This is a genomic window from Streptomyces griseicoloratus, assembly GCF_014534645.1.
Taxonomy (GTDB): Bacteria; Actinomycetota; Actinomycetes; order Streptomycetales; family Streptomycetaceae; genus Streptomyces; species Streptomyces griseicoloratus.
Map to the genome: position 1 here is coordinate 72,352 of NZ_JACVQF010000138.1, position 26,979 is coordinate 99,330.

The following is a 26,979-nucleotide window of genomic DNA, read 5'->3' on the forward strand; positions in this document are numbered from 1 at the left end:
CGGCGTACCGGTGGGAAGGGGTACCGGTGAAAGGGGGCGTGAGGATGCATGCACGACGTCTGCGGGTCAGTCTGAAGGGCTGGGGCGGTGTGGGTGCGATGGCGCTCGTCTGCGCCCTCGCGGTGCTCTTCGCCCTGTTGCTGCCCATGGCCCGGTCGCACGGCGACGGCACGTCCGGCCCGGCCACCGGCGGCCCGGGCGCGACCTGGGGCACCCAGGCCCGAGCCGCCGAGGAGTGCAAGGACCCCGAGAAGCAGACCCTGTCCCCGTCCCCGGACGACGGCCCCACGATCGACGCGATCAAGAACCGCAAGGGCGAGAAGCGCAAGCTGGTCGTCGGCGTCGACCAGAACAGCTACCGCTGGGGCTACCGGGACCCGAACAGCGGCGGCGACGCCGAACTGGAGGGCTTCGACATCGACCTGGCCCGCCGCATCGCGCAGGACATCCTCGGCGACCGCAACGCCGTGCAGTTCAAGGCGATACCCACCGACCAGCGCATCCCCGCGATCGAGGACGGCCGGGTCGACATGGTGGTGCGCACGATGACCATCAACTGCGACCGTGTGGCCGACGTGGCCTTCTCCGCGCCGTACTTCAGGACCGGGCAGCAGCTGCTGGCGCCCAAGTCCTCGCCGATCACCGGGTACAACGACACGCTGGCCGGCAAGAAGATCTGCACGGCGGCGGGTTCGACGGCGTTCAGCACGCTGGAGCAGGACCGCGAGGACGGCAGGCTGGCCCCGGGCGCCGATCTGGGCACCACCGTCCCCAACCAGCTGGACTGCCTGGTGCGGCTGCAGCTCGGCGAGGTCGACGCGGTGGTCACCGACGGCGCGCTCGCCGCGAGCCAGGCCGCGCAGGACCCCACGGTCCAGCTCAAGGGCGACGCCTTCACCACCGAGTACTACGGCGTGGCGATGAAGAAGGACGCCGACGATCTGGTACGCCGGGTCAACCAGATCCTGGTGGAGTGGCGCCGGGACACCGCGAACGGCTGGCAGTGGTCGTACGACCAATGGCTGTCGGAGACACTGGGCGACGACTCGGCGAAGTCGGAGCCCCCGGCACCGCAGTACCTGCGCAAGAGCTGAAGGCCCGTCACCGCAGGAGAGACCGCACACAAGTCCGAGGCAGCGAGAGGTGATCGATGGGCGTCACGGGACCCACCGGGCCGGTGATGGACCGGGACGAGGTGGACCGTGCGCTGGCGCGGCTCGGCGCGGAGCACGAGGCGATCGAGACCTCCCTCCTCGCCCTCCAGGACCACGCGGGCCGCAGACTCCTCGAAGGCGCCGATCTCACGGGCGTCACCGCTGAGCGCTGGTCCGCCACGGAGGCGTCGATCACCCTGCTGTGGAGCTACTTCGACGCCTACTCCGGCGCGTTGCGCACCGCCCGGGAGATCCGCGCCCGCCGCCGCTGGTCCAGCCGCGAGGACCTGGTGGAGCTGACCGAACTGCTGCGCGGCGAGTCGGTGACGGTGGCCGGCAGCGCCGTGGCCACGGCCAACGCGCCCACGCTGCACGGCGGTCCGGGCCGGCTGAGCGAGCGCTACTCGCTGGCCACGCTCGTGGAGCGGATGAACCAGCTGTACGCGACCTCCCTCGACATGGTGGTCGCCGCCGACGCGGTGTGGTCGGCGCTGCCCGCCCGGATCGACCTGCTGTCCGCGGAGCTCCAGCGCACCCGCCGGCTCGCGCACTCGGTCGGCGTCCGCCCCGGCGAGCACCCGGCCGGCGACGACCTGGAGCGGATCACGCGCACGCTGACGAAGCTGCGCGAGCAGGTGGTGTCCGACCCGCTGGCGTTCTGGCTGCCCGCGGAGGGGAGTTCGGCACCGGGCGGCGGCAAACCGGACACCACGGTGTACGACCGTGAGGCCCGCGCCCTGGAGGAGGTGCGCCGCGAGATCGACGCCGTGCTGGCGGTGCGCCAGGACGCCGAGCAGCGGATCGTGCGGCTGCGGGACGTGCTCTCCCGCGCTGACCGCACGCTCGCCGAGGCCCGCACCGCGCGCGGCGAGGTGCTGGCGAAGATCGCCGCGACGGAGGTGCCGGTCGTCAGCGGACCGCCGACCGTGCTGCAGGAGCAGCTGGCGACGGCCGCCGAGTACCGCAGACACGCGCAGTGGCACCGGCTGTCGCCGCTGCTGGAGTCCCTGGAGCAGAAGGCGGAGGACGAACTGCTGCGCGCCCGCGAGTCGCTGACCGCGGTCACCGCGCCGCTCGCGGTCCGCGCCGAGCTGCGCGGGCGCCTGGACGCGTACAAGGCGAAGGTCGCCCGGCTCGGCCTGGCGGAGGACCCGGAGCTGGTGGAGAAGTACGAGAAGGCGCGCCGCATGCTGTGGAGCGCGCCCTGCGACCTGCGCGTCGCCGAGCAGGCCGTGCTGCGCTACCAGCAGGCGGCGGCCGAACTGCTCGGCAGCGCCCCGCGCGTGCCCGGTCAGGGCGGGCCGGTGGACCGGACGGGGCCCGGGGCATGAGCGACGAGGGGGAGGCGACGTCATGAGTGAGGCACAGCGGAACTGTCAGCGTCCCGGCTGCGACGGGACGTACGAGGACGTCGGCGGCGGCGAGCTGTACTGCGACACCTGCGGTCTCGCGCCGGTCGTCTCGGCCGGCGGCATGGTGGGCTCGGCACCGACCGGCATCACCGGCGGCGGCCAGGGGTCGCGGGGTTCGGCCGGCAGCGGCAGCTCGCGCTCCAGCAGCCGCAGTTCCCGTACGTCGTCGCAGTCGTCGAAGTCCCGGCGCTCGGTGTCGGGGCGGCTCTCGCGGTCCCTGTCCGGCCGGTCCACGAACCGGTCGGTGTCGGTGCGCAGCTCGGGCGCCGCCGCCGGTTCCTCCGGGCGCGGACGGCTGGGGGCGGGACTGGTGGAGGTCCCGGCGATCCCGCGGCCCGACCCGCGCGCGATGGTCCTGGACAACCCCGAGGTGCCGGAGCGCAAGCGGTTCTGCTCCCGCTCGGACTGCGGGGCGCCGGTCGGCCGGGCACGCGGGGAGCGGCCGGGGCGTACGGAGGGCTTCTGCACCAAGTGCGGCCACCCGTACTCGTTCGTGCCGAAGCTGAAGGCCGGTGACGTGGTGCACGGCCAGTACGAGGTGGTGGGCTGCCTCGCGCACGGCGGTCTCGGCTGGATCTACCTCGCGGTCGACCGGGCGGTCTCGGACCGCTGGGTGGTCCTCAAGGGCCTGCTGGACACCGGCGACCAGGACGCGATGGCCGCGGCGATCTCCGAGCGCCGGTTCCTCGCGGAGATCGAGCACGCCAACATCGTGCGGATCTACAACTTCGTCGAGCACCTCGACCAGCGCACCGGCTCCCTCGACGGCTACATCGTCATGGAGTACGTCGGCGGCAAGTCGCTGAAGGAGATAGCCAACGGCCGGCGCACCCCTCAGGGGCGGCGCGATCCGCTGCCGGTGGAGCAGGCGTGCGCGTACGGCATCGAGGCGCTGGAGGCGCTCGGCCATCTGCACAGCCGGAACCTGCTGTACTGCGACTTCAAGGTCGACAACGCGATCCAGACCGAGGACCAGCTCAAGCTGATCGACATGGGCGCGGTGCGCCGGATGGACGACGATGAGTCGGCCATCTACGGCACGGTGGGCTACCAGGCGCCGGAGGTGGCCGACGTCGGCCCGTCGGTGGCGTCCGACCTGTACACGGTCGGGCGCACGCTGGCCGTGCTGACGTTCGACTTCCAGGGCTACACCACCGTCTACGCCGACTCCCTGCCGGACCCCGACACCATCGAGGTCTTCCGGCAGTACGAGTCGTTCTACCGGCTGCTGGTGCGTGCCACCGATCCGGATCCGGCCCGCCGGTTCGCCTCCGCGCAGGAGATGGCGGAGCAGCTGACGGGTGTGCTGCGGGAGGTGGTCTCGCTCCAGACGGGCCGCGCCCGGCCCGCGCTGTCCACACTGTTCGGCCCCGAACTGCGGGTCACGGACACGGAGTTGTTCCCCCGGCTGGACGGGGAGGTGTCCCGGCTGGGCGCCCGGACGCCCCGCACACGACGCCGCACCACGGTCCGGACACCGGCCTCACGGCAGGGCGGCGGGGGCGCGGGCGCCGGGCTGCCGGGCGCCGGTGGCGTGAGCACCGGCCTGCCCGTCGGCGGAGGCGCGCACGCCGCTCTTCCCGGTACCGGAGGCCCGAACTCCGGCCTGCCGGCCGCCGGGAGCACCAACACCGGCCACCCCGGCGGCGGGGGTGCGCACGCCGGGCCGCCGGGCGGCGGAAGTCCCGGCACCGGGCTGCCGGCGGCCGGGGGCGTGAGCACCGGCCTGCCCGGAAGCGGAGGCGCGCACCCGGTCCCGGCCGGCGGCGGTGCCGTTGCCGCTCCGGGCGCCGCCGGAGGCGTGCGCGCCGCGCCCGGCGGCACCGCGGGACTGGTCAAGGCCATGGACGCCCCCGCCGCCGCGCTCGCCCTGCCCGTCCCCCACGTCGACCCCGGCGACCCCAACGCGGGTTTCCTGGCCGGCCTGATGGCGTCCGCGCCGGGCGAGTTGCTGGGTGCGCTGGCCGCGGCCCCGGCGCCCTCCACCGAGACGCGGCTGCGGCAGATCCGGGCCTGGCTGGAGCAGGGGGACGCGCAGGCCGGCCTCGCGGCCCTGGAGACGCTGGAGGCGGAACGGCCCGACGACTGGCGGGTGGTCTGGTACCGGGGCGTGGCCGCGCTGGTCACCGGCGACCACGAGGCCGCCGCGCTGTCCTTCGACGCGGTCTACGACGCCTTCCCGGGCGAGATCGCGCCCAAGCTCGCGCTCGGCCTGTGCGCGGAGGTGCTGGGCCAGCTCGACAACGCCGCCGAGTACTACCGCCTGGTGTGGTCGACCGACCCGAGCCATGTGAGCGCCGCCTTCGGCCTGGCCAGGGTCCAGCTCGCCGGCGGCGACCGGGGCGGTGCCGTACGGACGCTCGAGTCGGTGCCGGAGTCCTCCATCCACTACACGGCCGCACGCGTGGCCGCCGTCCGGGCACGGCTGAGGCAGCGGACGGCGACCGCGGCCGACACGCCGTTCCTGGACGATCTGACCGCGGCCGCGCGGCAGGTCGAGGCGCTGGACGCGTACGGTCTGGACCCGGCGCGGCGCGAGCGGTTGTCGGCCGAAGTCCTCGGCTGTGCCCTGGACTGGGTACTCTCCGGGGGCCAGGGTTCCGCCTCTCCCGCCGCCGGGGGACGGACGCTGCTCGGCAGCGGCCTGGACGAACGCGGCCTGCGCTTCGGCCTGGAGCGTTCGTACCGCACGCTGGCCCGGCTGGCGCGGGGCGGCGAGGAGAGGATCGACCTGGTGGAACGTGCCAACCGTTACCGCCCCCGGACGTGGGTGTAGTTGATGTCGCAGATGCCCCAGCAGGCCGCTGTGTCGAAGTGCCCGAGCTGCGAGGAACCCCTCGAGTCGGGTGACCGTTTCTGCGGTGCGTGCGGATACGACCTGTCCGCCGTGCCCGCACGGCCGCAGGACAGTCCGACGCTCGCCATGAACGGCTCGGTCCCCGCCCCGGGTTCGCCGCCCGACGGCGTGGACTGGCCCGTCGCCCCCGGAGCCGAGAGCTCCGGGCGGCCGGCGCCGGTGCATCTGCCGACGGACCTGCCGGGCACCGACTCGGGTGGCTCCGCGCTGCCGCCCGAGGCCCCGCACGTGCCTCAGCAACCGCCGCTGCCGCCCGAGCCGCCCCTGCCGCCGCAGCCGCCCGCCGCGGACGTGCCCGCGGCCGGCGTGCGGTTCGACCGCCGGCAGGAGCCCGACGAGTACCCGCTCCAGGCCCCCGACCCGCGCCTGGCCGCCGACCCGGCGGTGCCGGCGCCACCGGCCCCGGCCGCGGCCGCGGACGGCAAGGTGTGCGTGGCCTGCCGCGCGGGCCGGGTCGACGACGACGGCTACTGCGAGAACTGCGGTCACGCCCAGCCCCGCGAACGCGACCACATGGAGCAGGAGTCCGGCCCCGTGGCGGCGGTCAGCGACCGCGGCCTGCGCCACCACCGCAACGAGGACGCGTTCTCCGTCGGCCACACCGCCCTGCCCGACGGCACCCGGGCGGCCGTGGCGATCGTCTGCGACGGCGTGTCCTCGGCGACCCGCCCGGACGACGCCTCCCTGGCCGCGTCCCGGGCGGCCGGCGAGTGCCTGCTCGCGGCCCTGCCCCGCGGCACGCATCCGCAGCAGGCCATGCACGACGCGATCGTCGCCGCCTCACAGGCCGTCAACGCGCTGGCGGAGGAGCCCGCCACGGCCCGCGAGCACGCCCCGCACCAGAACGCCCCGGCCTGCACCCTGGTCGGCGCCGTGGTGACCGCCGGCCTGCTGGTCGTCGGCTGGGTCGGCGACAGCCGCGTCTACTGGGTTCCCGTGGACCGCAGCGCTCCTCCGGCCCGGCTCACCGAGGACGACTCCTGGGCCGCGCAGATGGTCGCCGCGGGCCTGATGAGCGAGGCGGAGGCGTACGCCGACGAGCGCGCCCACGCCATCACCGGCTGGCTCGGCGCGGATGCCTACGAACTGGAGCCGCACACCGCCTCGTTCAAGCCCGACCGGCCGGGCGTGGTCGTGGTCTGCACGGACGGCCTGTGGAACTACGCGGAGTCGGCCGAGGAGATGGCCGAGGCCGTCCCCCACGACGCCGCCGCGCGCCCGCTGCACAGCGCCCGCGTACTGGTCGGTCACGCCCTGGACGGCGGGGGCCACGACAACGTAACAGTGGCCGTTCTGCCGTTCCCGGCCCCGCCGCAGGGGGCAGGATCGGCCTGAGGCCCCCGCCACGGGTCCGGGTACGGGGCGGCCTCGCGGACCGCAGGGGGCGGTCCGCGCCATCAGCCATCACCCCACCCAGTGTGGGGACGTAGAGGGGGATGCGATCCGGCATGGCCAATTTCTCGAAGTCGAACGTGCCGCAGTTCTCGGTGGACGTCTACCAGAACGAGTACCTGCCCGAGGGCGGAGCCGAGGTCAACGCGATCGTGACCGTCACCGCGACCGGCGGCGGCACGATCGGCAGCGCGGTCGCCGCGCCCCACCTGTACTCGCCGGGGCAGGGCCCGTCCGCGGCCGTGGCGCTCATGGTCGACTGCTCGGGCTCGATGGACTACCCGCCGACCAAGATGCGTAATGCCCGGGACGCCACGGCCGCCGCGATCGACACCCTGCGCGACGGGGTGCACTTCGCGGTGATCGGCGGCACCCACGTGGCCAAGGAGGTCTACCCGGGCGGCGGCCGGCTGGCGGTTGCCGGGGCCGCGACCCGGGACCAGGCCAAGCAGGCCCTGCGCAAGCTGAGCGCGGGCGGCGGCACGGCCATCGGCACCTGGCTCCGGCTGGCCGACCGGCTGCTGTCGTCGGCGGACGTCGCCATCCGGCACGGCATCCTGCTCACCGACGGCCGCAACGAGCACGAGTCGCCGGAGGACCTGAAGGCGGCGCTCGACGCCTGCGCCGGCCGCTTCACGTGCGACGCCCGCGGCGTGGGCACCGACTGGGAAGTGAGGGAAGTCACAGGGATCGCCTCGGCCCTGCTCGGCAGCGCCGACATCGTCGCGGACCCGGCGGGCCTCGCCGCCGACTTCACGCAGATGATGGAGACGGCCATGGGCAAGGAGGTCGCGGACGTCGCCCTGCGCCTGTGGACCCCGGTCGGCACCACGGTGAAGTTCGTCAAGCAGGTCGCGCCCACGGTCGAGGAGCTGACCGACCGGCGCACCGAGGCCGGCCCGCGCGCCGGGGACTACCCCACCGGGTCCTGGGGTGACGAGTCCCGCGACTACCACGTCTGCGTCGAGGTGCCGCCCGCGGGCATCGGCCAGGAGATGCTGGCCGCCCGTGTCTCCCTGGTCATCCCGGAGCCCGGGGGCAGCGTGCAGAACCTGGGCGCCCAGGGGCTCGTACGGGCCGTGTGGACCGACGACATGGCCGCCTCCACGTCGATCAACCCCCAGGTCGCCCACTACACCGGGCAGGCCGAACTGGCACAAGTCATCCAGCAGGGGCTGGATCTGCGCAAAGCGGGAGACATCGACGGAGCAACGGCCAAACTGGGCCGTGCGGTTCAGCTCGCCGGCGCCTCCGGAAACGCGGATACTGCGAAACTGCTTGCGAAGGTGGTGGACGTGGTCGACGCGGCGACAGGTACTGTGCGACTGAAGGCGAAGGTCGAGGAGGCCGACGAGATGACTCTCGAGACTCGGTCGACGAAGACTGTTCGTGTAAAGAAGTGATGTAGCAAACGCACGCGACAAGCTCCGCAAGAGGGGGAAGCGCCCACATGCCGACCTGCCCGAACGGACACCAGTCGGGTTCCGACGACTGGTGCGAGGTCTGCGGTCACCGCATGGCCGGTGCCGTCCCTCCGCCTCCCCCGCCACCGCCTCCGGGCGGCGGCTACGGCTTCCCGCCGCCCGGCGGTCCCGGTGGCCCCGGCGGTCCCGGTGGCCCCGGCGGCCAGGCTGCGGAGCCGCAGCTGTGCCCGCAGTGCCGTACGCCCCGGGAGGGCGGTGCGCCGTTCTGCGAGGAGTGCCGGTGGAACTTCCTCACCAACACCGCCACCTCGTACACGCCGGCCGCCCCGCGCCCGCCGGCGCCCGGCCCCGGCCCCGGCGCGCGCTTCCAGCCGCCGCAGCCGCCCGGACCGTCGTTCGGCGGCGGTGACTCGTACGAGTACCAGGGTTCGCGCCCGTCGCAGGTGAACCGGCCCGCGGAGCCGATCCCGCCGGGTCCGCCCTTCGGCGGCGACCCCTCGGGTCCCGGCGGCCCCGGCCGCCCCGGTTCCGCGGGCGGTCCCTCCGGTCCGCCGGCCCCGCCCGGCTTCGGCGCCGACCCGTCGCGGCCGGTTCCGCCGCCGCCCGGGCCCACCCCGCCCCCGCCGGGCCCCGGCGGTCCGGGGGGTCCGCCGCCGGCCTTCCAGCAGTCCGGCCCGCCGGCCCCGCCTGCCTTCCCGCAGGAGACCGGCCGGCCGCAGCCCGGCGGTCCGTCCTTCGGCGGCGGTGACGACGACTGGCTGCTCTCCCCGCCGTCGTCCACCGGACCGGGCGGCGGTCCCGGCGGTCCTGGTGGCCCCGGCGGCCCTGGTGGCCCCGGCGGTCCGAACGGTCCCGGCCCCGCGCAGGGCGGCGGCTACGGCTACCCGCAGCCCGGCGCGACCCAGGCCCCGCCGCCCCCGCCCGGCAACGGCTTCCCGCAGCAGCCTCAGGCGCCGCAGCGGCCCGCGACCTGGACGGCGACGATCGGCCCGGACCGCGAGTACTTCATGGCGATGATGCAGCGCTCCGGCCCCGAGGCCGCGGGCCTGAACCTGCCCGCGTACTCGCCCGAGCAGCAGCGCACGCTCACCGGCAACCAGATCACCATCGGCCGCCGCCGGCACTCCACCGGTGACACCCCGGACATCGACCTGTCGGTACCGCCGGAGGACCCGGGCGTCTCCCACCAGCACGCGGTGCTGGTGCAGCAGCCCGACGGCAGCTGGGCGGTCGTCGACCAGAACTCGACGAACGGCACCACGGTCAACGGCTCCGAGGAGCCGATCCAGCCGTTCGTGCCGGTACCGCTGCAGGACGGCGACCGGGTGCACGTGGGCGCCTGGACGACGATCACGATCCGCCGGGGCTGATATCCCGCCGGAACCCGCCGGTCCGTACCGTCTCAGCCGGCCAGGGGCCAGGCGTACGGGCCGTCCGGGTCGTCCAGCCAGGCCCAGGCCCGTTCGCCGCTGACGGTGATGCCGTAGCGCTCGCGCGGCGGGGCGTCCTCGCGCTCCCACAGGGCGTACGCCTCCTGCGGATCGAGGCTGCCCCGGGTCAGCTTCAGCAGGAACCGGAACAGGTCGTCGTCCCGGGCCCGGCGCGGCACCGCGCCCAGGCCCGGTGTCTCCAGCGCGGCGCCGCCCGTGCCGCGCAGGGGCACGAAATAGGCGGGCGTGTGCAGGAAGCGCCCCTCGGCGTACTGCCCGTCGTGCACGGTCAGCACGACCAGGCCGGTGGCCAGCGGGGCCAGGACGCGGCCGCCGGGTCGGCACTGGGCGAGCCAGGCGCGCGGCACCGAGGACAGCGTGCAGGTGGCGATGATCCGGTCGAAGGGGGCGCGTCCGGGCACACCCCGGGCGCCGTCGCCGGTGACGACGGCCGGGTGGTACCCGGCGGCCGCCAGGTGCCGGCGGGCCGACTCGGTGATCTCCGGGTCCAGGTCGACGGTGGTGACCAGGTCGTCGTCGCCGAGCCGGTGGGCCAGCAGGGCCGCGTTGTAGCCGGTGCCGGCGCCGATCTCCAGGACCCGGTCGCCGTCCTCCACCTCCAGCGCGGTCAGCATCGTCGCCATCAGCGAGGGCTGGCTGCTGGAGGACAGCAGCTCGCCGTCGCGCAGCCGGGTGGCCAGGGGGGTGTCGGCGTACGCGCCGCGCACCCAGCGCTCGCGGGCGGCGGGGTCGGGGTGCTCGCCCCAGCGGCGCTCGTAGCCGCCGACGACTCCGACGTAGTAGTACGGCACGAACAGGTGGCGCGGGACCGCCGCGAACGCCTCGCGCCAGACGGGGTCGGCGGCCCAGGCCCCGGTCAGTTCGATCTCGCGCACCAGCGCCGCCCGTGCCGCCGCCGCGAGGTCCGCGAGGGCGGCCCGGTCGTCGTCGTGCCTGTCAGGATCGTGCCCGCCCATGCCTCCACTGTCCTGCGATTCCCGCGGCGAGGCGAGCACCGCCCCGGTCGTCGGCGGGTCCTAGGCCCGGAGTCCTGGTCCCCCGCGTCTGAGACCATGGGGAACGTGAATGAGATTCGGCGCGGCACGCTTCAGGAGCAGACCTTCTACGAGCAGGTCGGCGGGGAGGAGACCTTCCGCCGGCTCGTCCACCGTTTCTACCAGGGGGTCGCCGAGGACCCGCTGCTGCGGCCCATGTACCCCGAGGAGGACCTCGGTCCGGCCGAGGAGCGGCTCGTGCTGTTCCTGATGCAGTACTGGGGCGGCCCGACGACGTACAGCGAGAACCGCGGCCACCCCCGGCTGCGGATGCGGCACGCCCCCTTCACCGTCGACCGCGCGGCGCACGACGCCTGGCTGAAGCACATGCGGGTCGCCGTCGACGAACTCGGCCTGTCCGAGGAGCACGAGCAGACGCTGTGGAAGTACCTGACGTACGCGGCGGCCTCGATGGTGAACACACCGGACTGACGCCCCCGGGGTGATGCGCGGATTCCGGTCGCCCGGCGCCGGAATCCGGTCACGATCCGGTCAAGTCCACTTCTCAAGCGGTTACCCCCGCCCCGTCCCCTCTGACAGCATCGCCCGGAGGTCTGGACAACAGCGCCGGGGGGCGGGGTGACGGGGTTCGGGGGACTCGCGGGGTTCGTGCTGCTGCGCGCGCGGGCGCACCGCCTGCTGCTCGCCGCCGCCCTGCTCACCGTCCTGCTGACCACCACGGTCCTGGCGGCCCTGACCGCGTACTCGGGCGCCGTCGGCGACGCGGCCCTGCGCCACGCCCTGCGGGACCCGCGCAACGCCGCCGGCACCGCGCTGGTCGTCAAGGCCGACGTCCCGGCCGGCAAGCGCGCGGCCGCCGACGCCACCGTGCGCAAGGGGGCCCGGGCGACCTTCGGCGGGCTGCCGGTCACGGTGCGGACCCTGCTGCGGTCGGGCCCGTACGCCCTGCCGGCGGCCCTGCGCCCGCGCGAGGAGCAGTCGGGCGAACCGGACCTGACGTTCTTCGCGGCGCTGGACCCGACCCAGGTGCGGATCACCGAGGGGCGCGGTCCCCGGGAGGGCGGCGGCCGGATCGAGGCGGCGCTGCCGACGGCCGCCGCCGAGCGTCTGAAGGTGCGCCCCGGCGCCCGGCTCACCCTCGCCGACCGGCTCGACGGCCCCGCGGTCACCGTGGAGATCACCGGGCTCTACCGGCCGGCCGAGGCGACGGCACCGTACTGGGCGCTGGACGAGCTGGCCGGGCGCGGGGTCAAGAAGGGCGGCTTCACGACGTACGGGCCGCTGCTCGCGGCCCCCGGCGTCCTGTCGGACGGTGAGGTGAGCACCGGGCCGTCCGGGTGGCTGGCGACGGCCGACTTCGGCACGCTGACCGCCGGGCGGACGGACGCGCTGGCCGAGTCGGCCCGCGAGGGGACGGCGTGGCTGCGCGGGCGGCCGGTCCTCAGCGGCACCACCGCCGCGACGACGTCCCTGCCCGAGGTGCTCGACCGGCTCGACCGGTCGCTGCTCGTCTCCCGCTCCACGCTTCTCGTGGTCGCGCTGCAGCTCGCCCTGCTCGCGGGCTGTGCGCTGCTGCTGGTGGCCCGGCTGCTGAGCGCCGAACGCGCCGGGGAGCTGCGGCTGCTGCGGGCGCGCGGCGCCTCCCGGGCCCGGCTCGCGGGCCTGGCCGCGCTGGAGGCGCTGCTGCTGGCCGTGCCCGCCGTGCTCTGCGCGCCGCTGCTCGCGGGTCCGCTGACCCGGCTGCTGGCCGGGCAGGGGGCACTGGCCCGGATCGGGCTTCGGCCGGCGGTGCCGGCCGGTGGCGGCGGCACGGTGTGGCTGGTGGCGGCGGTCGCGGCCCTGGGGTGCGCGCTGGCCGTGACGCTGCCCGCGCTGACCTCGCCCCTGGCGGCCGGTGGCCGGGCCCGGGCGCTGCCCGCGCCGCTGCGCGCGGGCGCGGACGTCGGACTGCTGGCGGTGGCCGGTGTCGCCTACTGGCAGCTGTCCCGGCAGACCTCCGGCGCGGTGAGCGGCGACGACGCGGGCACCCTCGGCATCGACCCGCTGCTCGTGGCGGCGCCCGCGCTGGCACTGCTGGCCGGGACGGTGCTGACGCTGCGGCTGCTGCCGCCGGTGGCGCGGCTCGCCGAGCGCCGGGCGGCCGGCGGGCGCGGACTGACCGCGGCGCTGGCGGGCTGGCAGCTCAGCCGGCGCCCGACGCGCGGGGCCGGGCCGGTGCTGCTGCTGGTCCTGGCCACGGCACTGGGCATGCTGGCGATCGGGCAGGGCGCCTCCTGGGACCGCTCGCAGGACGACCAGGCGGACTTCCGCGCGGGGGCGCCGGTGCGGGTGCTCGCCGCCGGGACGGCCGGCCTCGGCCGCACCGAGGCGTACGCGGCCGTCGAGGGCGTACGGGAGGCGGCGCCCGCGGTCCGCACCACGCTGCCGCTGTCCGGCGACCGGACGGCGACGGTGCTGGCCCTGGACACCGCGCACGCGGCGGACGCGATGCTGATGCGCCCCGACCTGGCCGGCGAGCCGGTGCGGTCGCTGCTGTCACCGCTCGGCCCGAAGGGGGCCGCGGCGGGCCCGGAGGTCCCCGGGGACACCGTCCGGCTGGGCCTGACGGCGACCCTGCGCAGCTCCGGCACGGGAACGACGGCGGACGTCACGGTGACGGTGCAGGACGCCTACGGCACCCCGTACCGGCTGCCGGCCGGCGAGCTGGCCGCCGACGGCCGCAGCCACACCCTCGGCCTCGCCGTCGACGCCGGTGCGCTGACCGTGACGGGCGTGGAACTGGTCGTGCCCCAGCCGACCGGCCGCGCGGAGCGGCACCGGCTCACGCTGGAGGAGCTGACCGCCACGGCCGCCGACGGGACCGTGCGTCGGCTTCCCCTGCCCGGGCCCTGGACGGCCTCCGCGCGCGGCGACGGGCTGGTGTCGTCGCCGGACGCGCGCACCAGCCCGACCCGGCCGCGGCTGCTGGGCTCCGGGCCGCCGACGGTGGAGTACGGCACCGGGTACATCCCGGTCGAGGACACGTGGGTGGTGTCGTCGGTGACGGTGCGGCTGGGGGTCGCGCAGCCCGCGCCGCCGCCGGTCATGGCCGTCGCGACGGACCGCTTCCTCGACTCGGCCGGTGCCCGCACCGGTCAGCGGGTGGACGTCACGCTCGGCGGGGAGAGCCTGCCGGTGCGGATCACGGGCTCGGTCCGGGAGCTGCCCACCACCGCCGCGTCGGACGCCCCGGAGAAGGACGGCGGGGCCCTGCTGGTCGACCTGCGGGCCGTGAACCGGGTGCTGCAGGCCGAGAACGGCCAGAGTGTCACGCCCACCGAGTGGTGGCTGCGGACGGCGCCGGGCGGGACGGCTGCCGTCGCCGAAGCCCTGCGGGCCTTCCCGGACGTGGATCCCGCGCAGGTCGTGGTGCGGGACGAGGTGGCCGGGCAGTTGCGCGACGACCCGTTCGGGGCGGGTCCCGAGGCGGCGTTCGCCGCGGCCGCCGGGGTGGCGGCGGCGCTCGCGGCGGTCGGGTTCGCGGTGAGCGCCGCCGGGTCGCTGCGGGAGCGGGGCGCCGAGTTCGCCGTGCTGCGCGCCCTGGGCGCCCCGCGGGGCCGGCTGGCCCGCACGGTCGCCGTCGAGCAGGGGGTCCTGGTGGGACTGGCGCTGGGGGTGGGCGCGGTGCTGGGGGCCGTCCTGACCCGGGCGGTGGTCCCGCTGATCGTGCTGACCCCGCAGGCCACCCGCCCGGTGCCCGCCGTGCTCGTCGAACTGCCCGCCGCCCGGATCGCCGTGCTCCTGGCCGCCGTGGCCCTCACCCCGCTCCTGGTCACGGCGGCCCTGGCGCTGCGCCGGGCGGACCCCGCCCAAGCGCTGAGGGAACAGGGCGGTGAAGGCCGGTGACCGGAGGACTTCCCACGCCCACGGCAACGGTCCCGCCCCTCGGGGAGCGGGGGGACGCCCGCCCAGAGCCCACTCCGGCTCCGGCACCGGCAGCAGGAGCGGGAGGGGCAGCGGCACCGGCAGTGGGAGCGGTGACGGCAGCGGCAGCAGGAGCGGGAGCGGCTCAGGCAGCAGGAGTGGGAGGGGCAGCGGCGGAACGACGTAGAGGAACAGGCGCGGCCAGGTGCCCGGAGACCTCCCGGTCCCACGCCCCGGCGACGGCCGGCCCCGGACGGCAGGAAGACGTACGCCCGGCTCCCGCACACCACCGCCCCGTGCCCGCCCCGGCCCCCGGGCCCGCGGGACGGCTCAGGAGTCCGGCGGCCCCGGACCGCACCCGGACCGGACCGGCTGCGGCAAGGCGGTACGGAGGAGCACGCCCACGGCCCCACGGCCCCGTGACCGCACGCGCGGCGGCGGTGGGCCGGAGACGGGGAGGTGAGGAGCGGTGAACCCCGTGGCCGCCCCCTGGGTGCGTACCCGGCTGCGCGCCGCGCCCGGCGCCGCGTGCGCGCTGGCACTGCTGGTGGCGCTGACGGCGTGCCTGGCCGCCGCGTTCCCGAGGGCCATGGACCGGTACGCGGACGCGGGCCTGCACCGGGCGCTGGAGCAGGCCCGGCCGGACCGGACAGGCATCCTGCTGACCGCCCCGCAGCCCGATCTCCTCCTCACGCCGCAGCAGCGGCAGGAGGCCCTGCGCCCCGGTCCGCTGCGCGAGCGGTACGACAAGGCCCTGGCCGCCGTCGACCGTCCGCTCGTCGTCGACCGGGCCGCGTCGACGTACGGCGTGCGCACCACCCAGAGCCTGAAGGTGCCGGACCCCTGGCTGCCCCGGCCGAGCGGGCTGCCGCCGCAGCTGGTCCTCGCCACCCCGCACGGCCTCGGCGACCACGCCCGGCTGCACTCCGGCCGCCTGCCGCGCGTGACCGGCGCCCCCGTGACCGCCGCGACCTCCGCCGTGGAGGCGGCGGTCACCACGGAGACCGCCAGGAGCCTGCGCATCGAGGTCGGTTCGGTCCTCCACGTGCCCGGCGTGGAACGCCCCCCGCTCACCGTCCGCGTCACCGGCATCCTCGCCCCGCGCGCCCCCGAGGGCGCCTACTGGGCCACCCAGCCGCTGCTGCGCACCCCCGCCCTGGTGACCGTACCGGGGTCGACGGGCCCGGACCCCGACCAGTACTGGCTCGGCGCCCTGCTCCTCGCCCCCGAGGCGGCGCCCGCGCTGCTGGGCACGGCCGGGAACCCGGTCCGCTACTGGCAGCTGGCATCCGAGTACGACGCCCTGCACGCCCACGACCTGGACCGGCTGAAGACCGCCGTCGCCGCCCTGGAGTCCGGGCCGGGACTGCGGGCGGTGCGCTCGGCGGTCGACCCGGCGACCGACGTCGGCACCGACCTCGACGAGGTGTTCGCCTCCTTCGACCGGCTGCGGTCGGACATCGGCCCGCTGATCGCGGTCGCCGCCGTCGGCACCGCCACGGTCGCCGGCGTCGTCCTGCTGATGGCGGGCGGCCTGGCCGCCGACCGCCGGCGCGCCGAACTCGCCCTGCTGCGCGCCCGCGGGGCGTCCCTGCGCGGTGTCGCCGGACGGCTGCTGGCCGAGACGGCGGTCGTGGCGCTGCCCGCGGGTGCGCTCGGTCTCGTCGGCGCCCTGCTCGCGTTCCCCGGCGGCCGTGTCCGGCCCGCGCTCTGGGCCGCCGCCGCGGTCACCGCCGTCGCCTGCGCCGCGCTGCCCCTGCGGGCGGCCGTCGCGCACCGGGCCGTACGCCTGCACGACGGCCGGCGGGACGTGGTGTCGGTACGGCCGTCCCGGCGCCGCACGGTCGCCGAACTCACGCTGGTGGTCCTGGCGCTCGCCGCGGTCGAGACGCTGCGCCGGCGCGGTGCGACGGGCGCCGCCGGGGACCTGGTGTCGCTCGCGCCGGTGCTCGTCGGCGTGATCGCGGCGCTCGTGCTGGTGCGTCTGCATCCGCTGCCGCTGCGACGGCTGGCCCGCACGGCCGGCCGGCTGCGGGGCGCGGTGGCCCATCTGGCGCTGGCCCGCGCGGGCCGTACGTCCGTCTCCCCGGTGCTGCCCCTGCTGGCCCTGCTGACCGCGCTCACCACGGCGGCCTTCGGCGGCTCGGTCCTGAGCGGTGTGGACGACGCCCGGGACCGAGCGGCGCTGCTGACCGTCGGTGCCGACGCCCGCGTCGAGGGGACCGGGCCGCTGCCGCCCGGCCTGCCCGACCGCCTGCGGGGCGCGCCCGGCGTGGCCGGTGTCGCCGAGGTCGGCCTCGCCTACCAGGCCAAGGCGGAGGACGGCCGGCTGTCGGTGCCGGTGGCGGGGGTGGACCCCGGGGACTACGCCGCGCTCGCGGCGCGGACCGGGCTGGGCGCCTTCGACGGGCGCGAGCTGCGGCGGGAGGCAGGGGCGGGGACCCTGCCCGCGCTGGCCTCCCCCGCGGTCGCCGAACGGTACGGCACCCGGCCGTTCCCGGTGCGCCTGGAGGACGGCAGTACCGTCACGGTCCGCATCGGCCTCGTCCGGGACCGCACTCCGGCCGTCGACGGCGAGGAGTTCCTGGTCGTCGACCGGTCCGGGCTGTCCGCCGACGCCGCCCGCCCCACCGTGCTGCTGCTGACCGGCGACCGCCTGGACGGGGGCGCGCTGCGCCGGGCGGCGGACGGCGCCGGTTCGGTGCGGCTGCGGTCCGAGGGGCGCGCCCGGTACGTGGACTCGCCGCTGCAGTCCGGTGCCGAACGCGTCTACACCGCGGCCGTCGGGGCCGGTGCCGGGTACGCCGTCCTCGCCCTGCTGCTGTCCCTGCTGCGGGTGGCCCCCGAGCGTGCCGCCCTGCTCGCCCGCCTGCGCACCATGGGCCTCACCCGGGCCCAGGGACGCCGGCTGCTCGTCCTGGAGTCCCTGCCGCCGGCCCTGATGGCCGCGGCGGGCGGCACGCTGACCGGGTGGGCGGCCGTCCGTCTGCTCTCCCCCGGGATCGACCTGACGACGATCGCCCTGGCGACGACGTCGTCCCCCGCGGGCCGGGCGGAGCTGCGCACGGACCCGTGGTCACTGGCCGTGCCGGCGCTCGCGGTGCTCGTGGTGGCGGTGGGCGTGGCGGCGGTGCAGGCGTGGTGGTCGGGCCGGCGCGGTTCGGTGGTCGAGCTGAGGGCGGGTGACTGACGAATGCCCCCGCAGCGTCCCGCCGCCCGCTCCCGGCCGTCCGCGCCCGCGGGACCCGGCCGGGAGACCCCGGCCGACTGCGGGAACGGGACACCGGCCGGACGCCGCAGGGACACCGCGGGCGTCCGCCGGAGAGTCACCCTGGCCGCCTGCCGTGGAGAAACCGGAGCAACCGCCCTGGGGACACCACGGCCGGCCGCAGAGGAGACACGCCGGGCATCCGCGGAGAAGTCCCGTCGGCCACCCGCCGAAGAAGCACTTCAGCGCCCCGCCGAAGAGACCCGCCGGCCACCCGCCGAAAAGACCCGCCGGGCACCCGCCGAAGCGACCCGTCGGCCACCCGCCGAAGAGACCCGCCGGCCACCCGGAGTGAGACACCCGGCCACCGCCGAGGAGATACCCCCGGCACCCGCCGAAGCGACAGCCCGGCCACCCGCCGAAGCGACAGCCCGGCCACCCGCCGAAGAGGCCCCCAGGCATCTGGATCCGCCGAGGAGACCCCGATGACGACGAACCCCACCCTCGCCGAGCTGGCCGACCGCGCCACCGCCTCCCGCGGACGGCCCGCCTACGGCCACGACGCCCTGATCACCTGCGACCGCCTGGTCCGCATCTTCAGCACGGACGGCGTGGAGGTCCAGGCCCTGCAGGGGCTCGACCTCCTGGTCCGCGAGGGCGAGTTGATGGCGCTGGTGGGCGCCTCCGGCAGCGGCAAGTCCACGCTGATGAACATCCTCGCCGGTCTCGACACGCCCACGGCCGGCGCGGCCCGGGTCGCCGGCCGGGACCTGCTCGCGATGACCTCCAAGGACCGTCTCGCCTACCGCCGCGAGGTGGTCGGCTTCGTCTGGCAGCAGACCTCGCGCAACCTGCTCCCCTATCTGACGGCGGCCCAGAACGTCGCCCTGCCCATGCAGTTGTCCGGCACCGGCCGCCGCACCGGCACCCGCACCGGCACCCGCACCGGCCGCCGTGCCCGCGCGGAGCGTGCGCTGGAACTGCTGGAGCTGCTGGAGGTCGCCGACTGCCGCGACCGCCGCCCGCACCAGATGTCCGGCGGCCAGCAGCAACGCGTCGCCATCGCCGTGGCCCTCGCGGGCGACCCGGCGGTCCTGCTCGCCGACGAACCCACCGGCGAACTCGACTCCCACACGGCGGAACAGATCTTCGCCGCCTTCCGCACGGCCAACGAGGCGCTGGGCACCACCATCGTCATCGTCACGCACGACCAGGCGGTGGCGGGCGAGGTCCGCCGCACGGTCGCCATCCGCGACGGCCGCACCTCGACGGAGGTCCTGCGGCGCAGCGAGGTCGACGCCGCGACCGGCCACGAGAGGGTGGTCGCCCGCGAGTACGCCATGCTGGACCGCGCGGGCCGGCTCCAGCTCCCCGCCGAGTACACCGAGGCCCTGGGCATGCGCGACCGGGTGGCCCTGGAACTGGAGCCCGATCACATCGCGGTCCGCCCGGACGACAGCGAACGGGACTGAGCGGCCTCGGGGGCCGCGGTTTCAGCGGACGCTGATGCCGAGTGCCCCGAGACCCGCCCGGCGGACGGCGACGGACCCGTAGGACGTGCGCAGCCGCAGCCACGGGCCCGAGGAGACCAGCGTGGGCGGCTCCTCGTCCGAGGCGCCGGCCTGCCGCAGGAAACCCAGCGACTGCGCCGCGTGCACGGCCCGCACCGGCAGCCGGGTGTCCCCGACCGTCCGGGACCATATCTCCCGCCCGATCCGGTCCAGCTCGGCCCGGGTACGCCGCTCGGGCGTCAGCTCCTGCGTACGGGACCGGAACTCCGCCACCGCGGCGGCGACCAGTCCGCGCAGCACGTCGGGGGCGGGCAGGCCCGGCTCGGGGCGCCAGCCGCCGCGCGGGGGCAGTACGCCGGCCCACGGCGGCCCTGTGACCGCGGCGGGAACGGCGGCGGTGGCGGCCTGTTCGTCCACCGACTCCAGCAGCTCACCGGCGGACACGGTCACGTCCAGCGTGACGTCGAGCCCGTTCTCGTACGGCTTGGCCAGCCGCACCGCGCGGATGGCCAGCACCTCGAAGGACGGCGGCCGGCCGAAGACGGCGAGTGCCGTGCCGGCCGCCTGCAGCCGCACCGCGGCCGACCGGTCGTAGTGCAGCAGCCGGGAGAGGAAGGCCGCGAGATCCGCCGCCTCCCCCTCGTCGGCGAGGTGGAGCACCGTCATGCGGCGACGGCCTCCTCCTCGTTCTCCATGTACTCCCGGAGGAACTCCCGCTCCTCCTCGGTGATCCGGCGGGGCCGCTGCGCCTCGAAGTCGAACGGCACGATCACCGTGGAGGCGCGGACGTAGATCTGATCGCCGTCCTTGACCTCGTAGGTCAGCGTGAACGACGCCGCCCTGATCTCCGTGACCCACAGCTCGATGTCGACCGGGTGGTGCCGGTGGACGAGCTGCCGCTTGTAGTCGATCTCGTGGCGCGCCACCACCGACCCCTGCCGGAAGTCCTTGTCCGGGCGGAACAGGAAGTCGATACGGGCCTCCTCCAGGTAGCGGAGGAAGACCACGTTGTTGACGTGGCCGTACGCGTCCATGTCCGCCCAGCGCAGCGGGCAGCGGTAGATGTGCCGCAAGATCAGCCCCGGGTCAGCTTCTTGTAGGTGGCGCGGTGCGGACGCGCGGCGTCCGGGCCGAGCCGCTCGATCTTGTTCTTCTCGTACGACTCGAAGTTGCCCTCGAACCAGAACCACTTGGAGTCGCCCTCGTAGGCGAGGATGTGCGTGGCGACGCGGTCCAGGAACCACCGGTCGTGGGAGACGACCACGGCGCAGCCGGGGAACTCCAGCAGGGCGTTCTCCAGGCTGCTGAGGGTCTCGACGTCGAGGTCGTTGGTCGGCTCGTCGAGGAGCAGCAGGTTGCCGCCCTGCTTGAGGGTGAGCGCGAGGTTGAGGCGGTTGCGCTCACCGCCGGACAGCACGCCCGCGGGCTTCTGCTGGTCCGGCCCCTTGAACCCGAACGCGGAGACGTAGGCACGCGAGGGCATCTCGACCTGGCCGACGTTGATGTAGTCCAGCTCGTCGGAGACGACGGCCCACAGCGTCTTCTTGGGGTCGATGTTCTCGCGGCTCTGGTCGACGTAGGAGATCTTGACGGTGTCGCCGACCTTGATGGAACCGGAGTCCGGCTGCTCCAGCCCCTGGATCATCTTGAAGAGGGTGGTCTTGCCGGCGCCGTTCGGGCCGATGACGCCGACGATGCCGTTGCGCGGCAGCGTGAACGACAGATCGTCGATCAGGACCTTCTCGCCGAAGGCCTTGTTGAGGTTGTTGACCTCGACGACGACGTTGCCCAGGCGCGGGCCCGGCGGGATCTGGATCTCCTCGAAGTCCAGCTTCCGCATCTTCTCGGCCTCGGCGGCCATCTCCTCGTAGCGGGCCAGACGCGCCTTGGACTTGGCCTGCCGCCCCTTGGCGTTGGAGCGCACCCACTCCAGTTCTTCCTTGAGCCGCTTCTGCCGCTTGGCGTCCTTCTGGCCCTCGACCTTGAGGCGGGCGGCCTTGGTCTCCAGGTACTTGGAGTAGTTGCCCTCGTAGCCGTGCAGGCGGCCGCGGTCCACCTCGCAGATCCACCCGGCGACGTTGTCCAGGAAGTACCGGTCGTGGGTGACGGCGACGACGGTGCCCTCGTACTTGGCGAGGTGCTGCTCCAGCCAGTTCACCGACTCGGCGTCGAGGTGGTTGGTGGGCTCGTCGAGAAGCAGCAGGTCAGGCGCTTCGAGCAGCAGCTTGCACAGCGCGACGCGACGCTTCTCACCACCGGAGAGGTTGGTGACGGGCCAGTCGCCGGGCGGGCAGCCGAGCGCGTCCATGGCCTGCTCCAGCTGGGCGTCGAGGTCCCAGGCGTTGGCGTGGTCGAGCTCCTCCTGGAGCTTGCCCATCTCCTCCAGCAGCGCGTCGGAGTAGTCGGTCGCCATCTGCTCGGCGATCTCGTTGAACCGGTCGAGCTTGCCCTTGATCTCGGCGACGCCCTCCTGGACGTTCTCCAGGACCGTCTTGTCCTCGCTCAGCGGCGGCTCCTGCAGCAGGATGCCGACGCTGTAACCGGGCGTGAGGAAGGCGTCACCGTTCGACGGCTGCTCCAGACCGGCCATGATCTTCAGAACGGTCGACTTGCCGGCCCCGTTCGGACCGACGACACCGATCTTCGCGCCGGGCAGGAAGTTCAGGGTGACGTCATCGAGGATCACCTTGTCGCCGTGCGCCTTGCGCGCCTTGCGCATGGTGTAAATGAACTCAGCCAAGAGAAACCGTCCGGCAGCTTGAAATCAGGCAGTGGGCAGATACACCCCATCTTGCCGCACCGCCACCCCTGGGAGGAAACGCGTTACCCTCGGACCCCCTGACCTGGGGTTTCTCAGCCGGCACCCGACCCTCGCCTGTCACTGCCGCCCGCCGTCAGCCGGCCTCGGACACCCTCGCGCGGCCGACAGACGGCCCAGGCCGAGGGCGCCGCTCCGCCACCGCGCGAGCTACCGTGGCGCCGTGACCGCCCCAGCGGAGCGCCCTCTCCTCTTCCTCGACATCGACGGCCCACTGATCCCGTTCGGGTCGCCGACCGGTCACCCGCAGGCCACCGATGCCGCCGCCGCGACGCCTGCGGATCAAGGGAACCCACTGCTGACCCGGCTCGACCCGGGGATCGGGGCACGCCTCATGGCTCTGGGCTGCGATCTCGTCTGGGCGACGACCTGGATGGACGAAGCGAACGAGGCCGTCGCCCCACGCATCGGCCTGCCGAGGCTGCCCGTGGTGGAGTGGCCGGACGCCGGCGCCGAGGAAGGCCCGCGGGGCCTGCACTGGAAGACCCGCCCCCTTGTCGAGTGGGCCGACGGCCGGCCCTTCATCTGGGTCGACGACGAGATCAGCGCCGTAGACCGCCTCTGGGTCGCCGCCGGCCACCCCGGACCGTCACTGCTTCATCACGTCGACCCGGCCAAGGGCCTCGAAGACGCCGACTTCTCGGCGCTCGCCGGTTGGCTCGAAGCGGTCGCCGCTCGGCCCCGTTGATGTCAACCGCTGACATCAGGAGTCAGCACTGACCTGGCAGTTCTCGTGTCGGCACGCGTCGTCCCGCTGGTGCAGCCGTCGGAGGTTGTCCAGGGCTGCACTGGGGAATGAGTGCTGTCCCCACTTCTCCAGGTAGCCGGCTTCGCCGTGCGTCCGCAGCACCGCCTCGGCGGCCTCCGTCACCACGTGGCCCAGCGTGCTGCGCGGCTGTGTGGAGTGCCAGCAACGGGTGCCCTCGTCATCGGGGGCGTTCCAGCTCGTGAACGTGTCCGGGAACTGGTAGATGATGATCTCCACGTCCGTCCCCCGACGTCGGAGCCGCCACCTCACCTCGGCGGGTTCGAGGTCGAAGGAGACCCGCTGAGAGTCGGCTGCCCCATAGAGCCCCGCCACCGCGTGCAACAGGTCGGAGAGAGCATCGGTGCAATAGCTGACGATGTCTGTTCTCTCTGCCCTGCCGTCGGCGATTCGACAGGCCGCCCACCCAGAGCCTCTGAGCTCCCAGCTGAACCGCAAACCGCCCGTCATACCCCCACCTCCGAGTCGATCAAGAGACGCTACCGCTCACAGGCGGGACTCACGGACGGACGGGGATCTAGTAGACGATCTCGCACAACGCGACGGGGACGACGACATCCGCGGTTTCCACGGGCCGACCATCGTCGCACGGTGGCGCTGCGCAGGGCCCTCACGGTGCTCCAGGGCGAAGGCATCATCGAAAGGATTCACGGCAAGGGGAACTTCGTCCGCACCGCCTCCGCACCGCACGGCTGGCTCGCGTCTACTTCCCGCGCGGCCTGGCGCCAACCGACGCACTCGCCGACGAATCCGTGTGTCGAGAGGCAGTCACGAGATTCGCCGTCCTCAGCCCGCCGCCGGCCACAGTCCGGGAGACGGTATGCGCCCGCCCGCCAACCCCTGACGAAGCGTCGCTCCCCGCCTCGCGGACGACATCGTCCACCCCCTGACCGTGACCGAACCTCACGACATCTGAAACGCGCGACCGTAAGCCACGCTTGTCAACGACGGCCCTCCACTCAACCCCCAGCGGGGAGCGCAACCCCCGCAACACTGGGCTCGCACCCGTCCGCCAGCCAATTCCGCGTGAAGGGTCGGTCCACCACGCGGTACAACCCGAGGTGTGACCGTCTTCTACTGCACCAAGTGCGGCACCGCGCTGACCGGAGACCTGGTGGCTCTGCCTACCGTCCCCGACATCGGCGACTCGCATGACGGCCGGGACGACAAGACCCGCCGGGCCCGTTCAACGGTGCCGCGCGGGTACTACGTGATTGACCCGGACCCCTGGGGGGCTCCGTTCATCCCAGCCACCGCGTCCAACTCGTCCGCCCGCGCCACGGGCCGCGAGCTGATCAGGCTTGCCGGCCCCACCCCCACTGTCTCCGCCGGCTCGCGCGACAGCGTCGTCGTCCATCCCGACGACGCCCTGCCTCGTCTCACCGCCTTCACGCACGGAGACAACTGGGCAGGGTGCTGCGGACCCACAGGCGCTCACGGTCCCAACCTGGCCTGCACCTGCGGCTCACGCCTTGCAACCTGGGCTGCTGACTGCCTGGGCCCCAATGAACTGCACCTCGACCCCGTCCGCGTCCATGCCTGGCACGGGGATGGGACCACAGAGGATGCTCCTCATGACGAGTAGCGGCCCCGATCCCTATCAGGCGGATGCCCCCGGCCCAACGGTGAACGGTGAAAAGGTGAGGACTGCAGGCGAGCCAGGGGCGGAAAAGCTTGTGATGTTGCCGAACGTGTTGGCCTTCACCTTGCCTTGAGCGTGCAGCCGCCACAGAACGGTGCTTGCTTCCTCAGCTGTGAGGAAACGCGTTAGCTGCGGATCCCCCTGACCTGGGCTTTCTCGGATGTCCCTTGAGCCTCACCTGTCACTGCCGGTCGCCGTCCGTCGGCCTCGGGCGCCCTCACACGGCCTGCGGGCGGCCGGAAGGAGCCCTTCACCTACCTCGCGGGGGTCCGGGCGTCAAGAAGCGACTTTTCGGGACGAGCCCGTCTTCCCGGTGCCCGGCACGCTGGTGGTCGAGGCGGGGCCGGTGGCGCGCTGCGTGGTGGGCGGTCGTCGGAGGGCCTCGCCTCACTCAAGATTTCCGATGTCACGAGGTGAGAAAAAGCCATGTCCGATTCGTTGGCGACACCCCTTTTCTACGTCACGCTCGCTCTTCTGGTCGCGTTTCTCGCGCTCTGGACGGTCATCCACCAGCGGTTGATGACCGAGAGAGGGTGGACGGAGTGGTGCCGGACCGCGGAGGCCTTGCCCTGGCGGGACCGGTGGGAGCTGTGCCGGGCCACCTTGCAGGGGCGCGCGGTCTCGGAACCGCGGCTGGCGGCGCTGGCCGTGCAGCGCGCGGAGCGTTGTCACGCGTGGATGGACGGCTGTATCCGGCCCGGGAGCGCCATGCGGTGGTATCCGCTCTGGTTCGCCTCGCTCTGTCTGCTGGCGCTGTTCCTGGCACTCATCGGCGGAACGGCCGACTGGTTCGGCCATCGAGTCGGAGGCGCGCTCGTCGGGGGCGCCCTGGGTGCATTGCTCACTTATCCCTGGTACGCCCTGCTCAGGAAGCGCATGCAGCGCTGCATCGACGCCAACCGCTGACGCGGCGAGCCTCGGAGAGCTCGGCCGCGCAGCGGAGCCGCAGGTGGCCGGGTCAGGGGTGCTCCGAGGAGTTCTTCCGGCGCGCGATGGTCAGGGTCACGCCGCCGATGGCGAGCAGGGCGAGGGCCAGGCCGGCGATCAGGGGGGTCTCGTCGGAGCCGCCCGTCTCGGCGAGGTTGGTGTCGGTCGCGGTGCCGCCCGTCGTGGCGGGGCGGGTCGGTTCGGCGACCGTCTGGGTGGTGATGTCGCCGGCGGCGCTGCTCTGCGTGCGGCAGTCGAGGACCCCGGCGAAGCGCTGCTCGTGACCGGCCGGGCCCTGGATCACGAAGTCGTAGGGCCGGTCCTCCTGCAGCGGGATCGTCACCGTCCGCGACTCGCCCGCCGCGATGGTGTGGGCGGTGCCCATCAGCTCGAAGGTGAACGGCTCGTCGCCTTTGTTGACCGCCGTGATGTCCAGGCCGCCCTCGGCGCAGTTCTCCGCCGCGGACAGCGCGGGTATCGCCCCCTCGTCCGCCCAGGTCGCGGTGGCCGTCGCCGCGACCGTGGACTCGCTGGAGCCGGCCAGGATCTGGGTCTGGCTGCGGCTCTCGGAGGCGAAGGCCCGGCCGACCGGCACGGTGGTCGACGCCTGGACGGTCAGTTCGGCGGTGTCGGCCGCGGCATCGTCCGGCACGTCGAAGAAGACCTGCGTGCCGTCGGCCACGGACGTGACGGCCCTGCCTTTCCGGTCGACGATCCGCACCCCGCTCATGGCGGCGTCCGTCGGCGGCACGACCGTCGCACTGCCCGCGTTGGTGTGCACGGTCACCGGGCCGAGGCGCTCACCGGGGCGGCCCGAGACCGCGGGCGGGTCCAGGGTGAGCGACGCCGCGGGCTCCGCCAGGTCGCGGGCGTTGTCCTCCAGGTAGTCCGCCAGCCGCTCGGCCTGGGGGTCGACCGCCTCGACGTCCGCGTCGTCCGAGTAGCGCCAGATGGCCACCTGCGTACCGGCCGCCGCGTCCTGCTCGGTGAGCCCGCCGCGGACTCCGGCCTTCTCGGCGAGCGCCGCCAGGTCGTTGACCTGCGGGTAGGAGTTCTGCAGGATCCAGCGGATCCGGCCGGCGTCCTTGTTGGCGCCCAGCGAGGTCCCGCTCCAGGGCGTCTCGTGGTACTTGGCGTCCTTCTGCGTGGGGGTCTGGATGTCGACGCAGTACGTCTGCAGCATGCCGCCGCCCTCGACGGACATCTCGAAGAGTCCGGCCGACACCTCCTGGTCGCTGCCGTCCCCGTGTATGACCGCGGTGCCGTACGTCTTCAGGCCGCCTATGGTGGCCGTCGCCCCGCCCTGGCCCCCCGAGGTGTCCTCGGCGGCGGCCGGGCCGGCGCCCGCCACCACACCGGCGGCGGCGAGCGTGGACACCAGCGTCGCCGCGGCGAGACGCGCCGCTCCTCGACGGGGCACGGACAGCACAGAGAACGAAGAAAGCACCAAATTCCCCTTCGAGCAGGACCCGTTGGTGTGGGGGGCACGGTCCCACCAGCAGAATCAGCAGCCCCACAG

At 74.3% G+C, this 26,979-nt stretch carries 20 protein-coding genes; 13 read left to right on the top strand and 7 right to left on the bottom strand.

Annotation, left to right across the window (positions count from 1 at the left end):
- Positions 1-44 precede the first annotated feature (44 nt).
- Both H0H10_RS04130 and H0H10_RS04135 read left to right on the top strand, forming a co-directional pair.
- Entirely contained in the window at positions 45-1,094 is a 1,050-nt protein-coding gene (locus tag H0H10_RS04130) for a glutamate ABC transporter substrate-binding protein (RefSeq protein WP_188179419.1), read from the top strand.
- A 56-nt stretch (positions 1,095-1,150) separates the two neighbouring features.
- Positions 1,151-2,485: a coiled-coil domain-containing protein gene (locus tag H0H10_RS04135; RefSeq protein ID WP_188179420.1), complete on the top strand. Its 1,335-nt coding sequence runs from the start codon at positions 1,151-1,153 to the stop codon at positions 2,483-2,485.
- Positions 2,486-2,530: 45 nt separating this feature from the next.
- On the opposite strand, the gene H0H10_RS41610 is transcribed toward H0H10_RS04135, so the two are convergent.
- Positions 2,531-2,800: a hypothetical protein gene (locus H0H10_RS41610; protein ID WP_507227365.1), complete on the bottom strand. Its 270-nt coding sequence runs from the start codon at positions 2,798-2,800 to the stop codon at positions 2,531-2,533.
- Positions 2,801-2,810: 10 nt separating this feature from the next.
- On the opposite strand from H0H10_RS41610, the gene H0H10_RS04140 reads away from it, so the two are divergent.
- The 4 genes from H0H10_RS04140 to H0H10_RS04155 all read left to right on the top strand — a co-directional run bounded on the left by H0H10_RS04140 (position 2,811) and on the right by H0H10_RS04155 (position 9,609).
- Entirely contained in the window at positions 2,811-5,342 is a 2,532-nt protein-coding gene (locus H0H10_RS04140) for a tetratricopeptide repeat protein (protein ID WP_507227366.1), read from the top strand.
- A 3-nt stretch (positions 5,343-5,345) separates the two neighbouring features.
- Complete coding sequence (locus H0H10_RS04145; RefSeq protein ID WP_188179422.1) at positions 5,346-6,758, top strand: PP2C family protein-serine/threonine phosphatase; 1,413 nt, start codon at positions 5,346-5,348, stop codon at positions 6,756-6,758.
- 113 nt (positions 6,759-6,871) lie between these two features.
- Positions 6,872-8,218 carry a vWA domain-containing protein gene (locus tag H0H10_RS04150; RefSeq protein ID WP_188179423.1) on the top strand — a complete coding sequence of 449 codons (1,347 nt, stop codon included), beginning with the start codon at positions 6,872-6,874 and terminating at the stop codon, positions 8,216-8,218.
- A 47-nt stretch (positions 8,219-8,265) separates the two neighbouring features.
- Positions 8,266-9,609 (top strand): FHA domain-containing protein, encoded by a 1,344-nt coding sequence (locus H0H10_RS04155; protein ID WP_188179424.1) that lies wholly within the window; start codon positions 8,266-8,268, stop codon positions 9,607-9,609.
- A 32-nt stretch (positions 9,610-9,641) separates the two neighbouring features.
- Here the strand turns inward: H0H10_RS04155 and H0H10_RS04160 are convergent, their stop codons facing one another.
- Positions 9,642-10,646, bottom strand: a complete 1,005-nt coding sequence (locus H0H10_RS04160) for a methyltransferase domain-containing protein (protein ID WP_188179425.1) — start codon at positions 10,644-10,646, stop codon at positions 9,642-9,644.
- 96 nt (positions 10,647-10,742) lie between these two features.
- Between H0H10_RS04160 and H0H10_RS04165 the strand changes: the two genes are divergently transcribed.
- From H0H10_RS04165 to H0H10_RS04180, 4 genes are all read left to right on the top strand, one after another.
- Positions 10,743-11,156 (top strand): globin, encoded by a 414-nt coding sequence (locus H0H10_RS04165; protein ID WP_188179426.1) that lies wholly within the window; start codon positions 10,743-10,745, stop codon positions 11,154-11,156.
- A gap of 147 nt (positions 11,157-11,303) precedes the next feature.
- Positions 11,304-14,570: an ABC transporter permease gene (locus tag H0H10_RS04170; protein WP_188179427.1), complete on the top strand. Its 3,267-nt coding sequence runs from the start codon at positions 11,304-11,306 to the stop codon at positions 14,568-14,570.
- Positions 14,571-15,057: 487 nt separating this feature from the next.
- Positions 15,058-17,778, top strand: a complete 2,721-nt coding sequence (locus tag H0H10_RS04175) for an FtsX-like permease family protein (RefSeq protein ID WP_188179428.1) — start codon at positions 15,058-15,060, stop codon at positions 17,776-17,778.
- Between the two features lie 503 nt (positions 17,779-18,281).
- Positions 18,282-19,268 carry an ATP-binding cassette domain-containing protein gene (locus tag H0H10_RS04180; RefSeq protein ID WP_188179429.1) on the top strand — a complete coding sequence of 329 codons (987 nt, stop codon included), beginning with the start codon at positions 18,282-18,284 and terminating at the stop codon, positions 19,266-19,268.
- Positions 19,269-19,289: 21 nt separating this feature from the next.
- Here H0H10_RS04180 and H0H10_RS04185 read toward each other — a convergent pair whose 3' ends face one another.
- From H0H10_RS04185 to ettA, 3 genes are read right to left on the bottom strand one after another with little or no spacing between them, the layout of a single operon-like run.
- A complete protein-coding gene (locus tag H0H10_RS04185) occupies positions 19,290-19,973 on the bottom strand; it encodes a DUF8185 domain-containing protein (RefSeq protein ID WP_188179430.1) in 684 nt (227 codons plus the stop codon).
- Positions 19,970-20,380, bottom strand: a complete 411-nt coding sequence (locus H0H10_RS04190) for an acyl-CoA thioesterase (protein WP_188179431.1) — start codon at positions 20,378-20,380, stop codon at positions 19,970-19,972. The genes H0H10_RS04185 and H0H10_RS04190 overlap by 4 nt, the downstream gene beginning before the upstream one ends.
- Before the next feature lie 2 nt (positions 20,381-20,382).
- Positions 20,383-22,047 carry an energy-dependent translational throttle protein EttA gene (gene ettA / locus H0H10_RS04195; protein ID WP_188179432.1) on the bottom strand — a complete coding sequence of 555 codons (1,665 nt, stop codon included), beginning with the start codon at positions 22,045-22,047 and terminating at the stop codon, positions 20,383-20,385.
- A gap of 241 nt (positions 22,048-22,288) precedes the next feature.
- Between ettA and H0H10_RS04200 the strand changes: the two genes are divergently transcribed.
- Complete coding sequence (locus H0H10_RS04200; protein WP_188179433.1) at positions 22,289-22,813, top strand: HAD domain-containing protein; 525 nt, start codon at positions 22,289-22,291, stop codon at positions 22,811-22,813.
- 15 nt (positions 22,814-22,828) lie between these two features.
- On the opposite strand, the gene H0H10_RS04205 is transcribed toward H0H10_RS04200, so the two are convergent.
- On the bottom strand, positions 22,829-23,341 hold the full coding sequence (locus H0H10_RS04205; protein ID WP_188179434.1) for a hypothetical protein: 513 nt from the start codon (positions 23,339-23,341) through the stop codon (positions 22,829-22,831).
- 613 nt (positions 23,342-23,954) lie between these two features.
- Between H0H10_RS04205 and H0H10_RS04215 the strand changes: the two genes are divergently transcribed.
- Both H0H10_RS04215 and H0H10_RS04220 read left to right on the top strand, forming a co-directional pair.
- On the top strand, positions 23,955-24,476 hold the full coding sequence (locus H0H10_RS04215) for a hypothetical protein (protein WP_188179435.1): 522 nt from the start codon (positions 23,955-23,957) through the stop codon (positions 24,474-24,476).
- 483 nt (positions 24,477-24,959) lie between these two features.
- Positions 24,960-25,439: a hypothetical protein gene (locus H0H10_RS04220; protein ID WP_188179436.1), complete on the top strand. Its 480-nt coding sequence runs from the start codon at positions 24,960-24,962 to the stop codon at positions 25,437-25,439.
- 52 nt (positions 25,440-25,491) lie between these two features.
- Here H0H10_RS04220 and H0H10_RS04225 read toward each other — a convergent pair whose 3' ends face one another.
- On the bottom strand, positions 25,492-26,907 hold the full coding sequence (locus tag H0H10_RS04225; RefSeq protein WP_188179437.1) for a Cys-Gln thioester bond-forming surface protein: 1,416 nt from the start codon (positions 26,905-26,907) through the stop codon (positions 25,492-25,494).
- Positions 26,908-26,979 lie beyond the last annotated feature (72 nt).

What these genes read in the sequence shown, in the direction of transcription:
- H0H10_RS04130 (WP_188179419.1), top strand. Translation starts at nt 45, where the DNA reads ATGCATGCACGACGTCTGCGGGTCAGTCTGAAGGGCTGGGGCGGTGTG.
- H0H10_RS04185 (WP_188179430.1), bottom strand. Translation starts at nt 19,973, where the DNA reads ATGACGGTGCTCCACCTCGCCGACGAGGGGGAGGCGGCGGATCTCGCG.
- H0H10_RS04180 (WP_188179429.1), top strand. Translation starts at nt 18,282, where the DNA reads ATGACGACGAACCCCACCCTCGCCGAGCTGGCCGACCGCGCCACCGCC.
- H0H10_RS04220 (WP_188179436.1), top strand. Translation starts at nt 24,960, where the DNA reads ATGTCCGATTCGTTGGCGACACCCCTTTTCTACGTCACGCTCGCTCTT.
- H0H10_RS04150 (WP_188179423.1), top strand. Translation starts at nt 6,872, where the DNA reads ATGGCCAATTTCTCGAAGTCGAACGTGCCGCAGTTCTCGGTGGACGTC.
- H0H10_RS04205 (WP_188179434.1), bottom strand. Translation starts at nt 23,341, where the DNA reads ATGACGGGCGGTTTGCGGTTCAGCTGGGAGCTCAGAGGCTCTGGGTGG.
- H0H10_RS04145 (WP_188179422.1), top strand. Translation starts at nt 5,346, where the DNA reads ATGTCGCAGATGCCCCAGCAGGCCGCTGTGTCGAAGTGCCCGAGCTGC.
- H0H10_RS04160 (WP_188179425.1), bottom strand. Translation starts at nt 10,646, where the DNA reads ATGGGCGGGCACGATCCTGACAGGCACGACGACGACCGGGCCGCCCTC.
- H0H10_RS04155 (WP_188179424.1), top strand. Translation starts at nt 8,266, where the DNA reads ATGCCGACCTGCCCGAACGGACACCAGTCGGGTTCCGACGACTGGTGC.
- H0H10_RS04135 (WP_188179420.1), top strand. Translation starts at nt 1,151, where the DNA reads ATGGGCGTCACGGGACCCACCGGGCCGGTGATGGACCGGGACGAGGTG.
- H0H10_RS04165 (WP_188179426.1), top strand. Translation starts at nt 10,743, where the DNA reads ATGGGGAACGTGAATGAGATTCGGCGCGGCACGCTTCAGGAGCAGACC.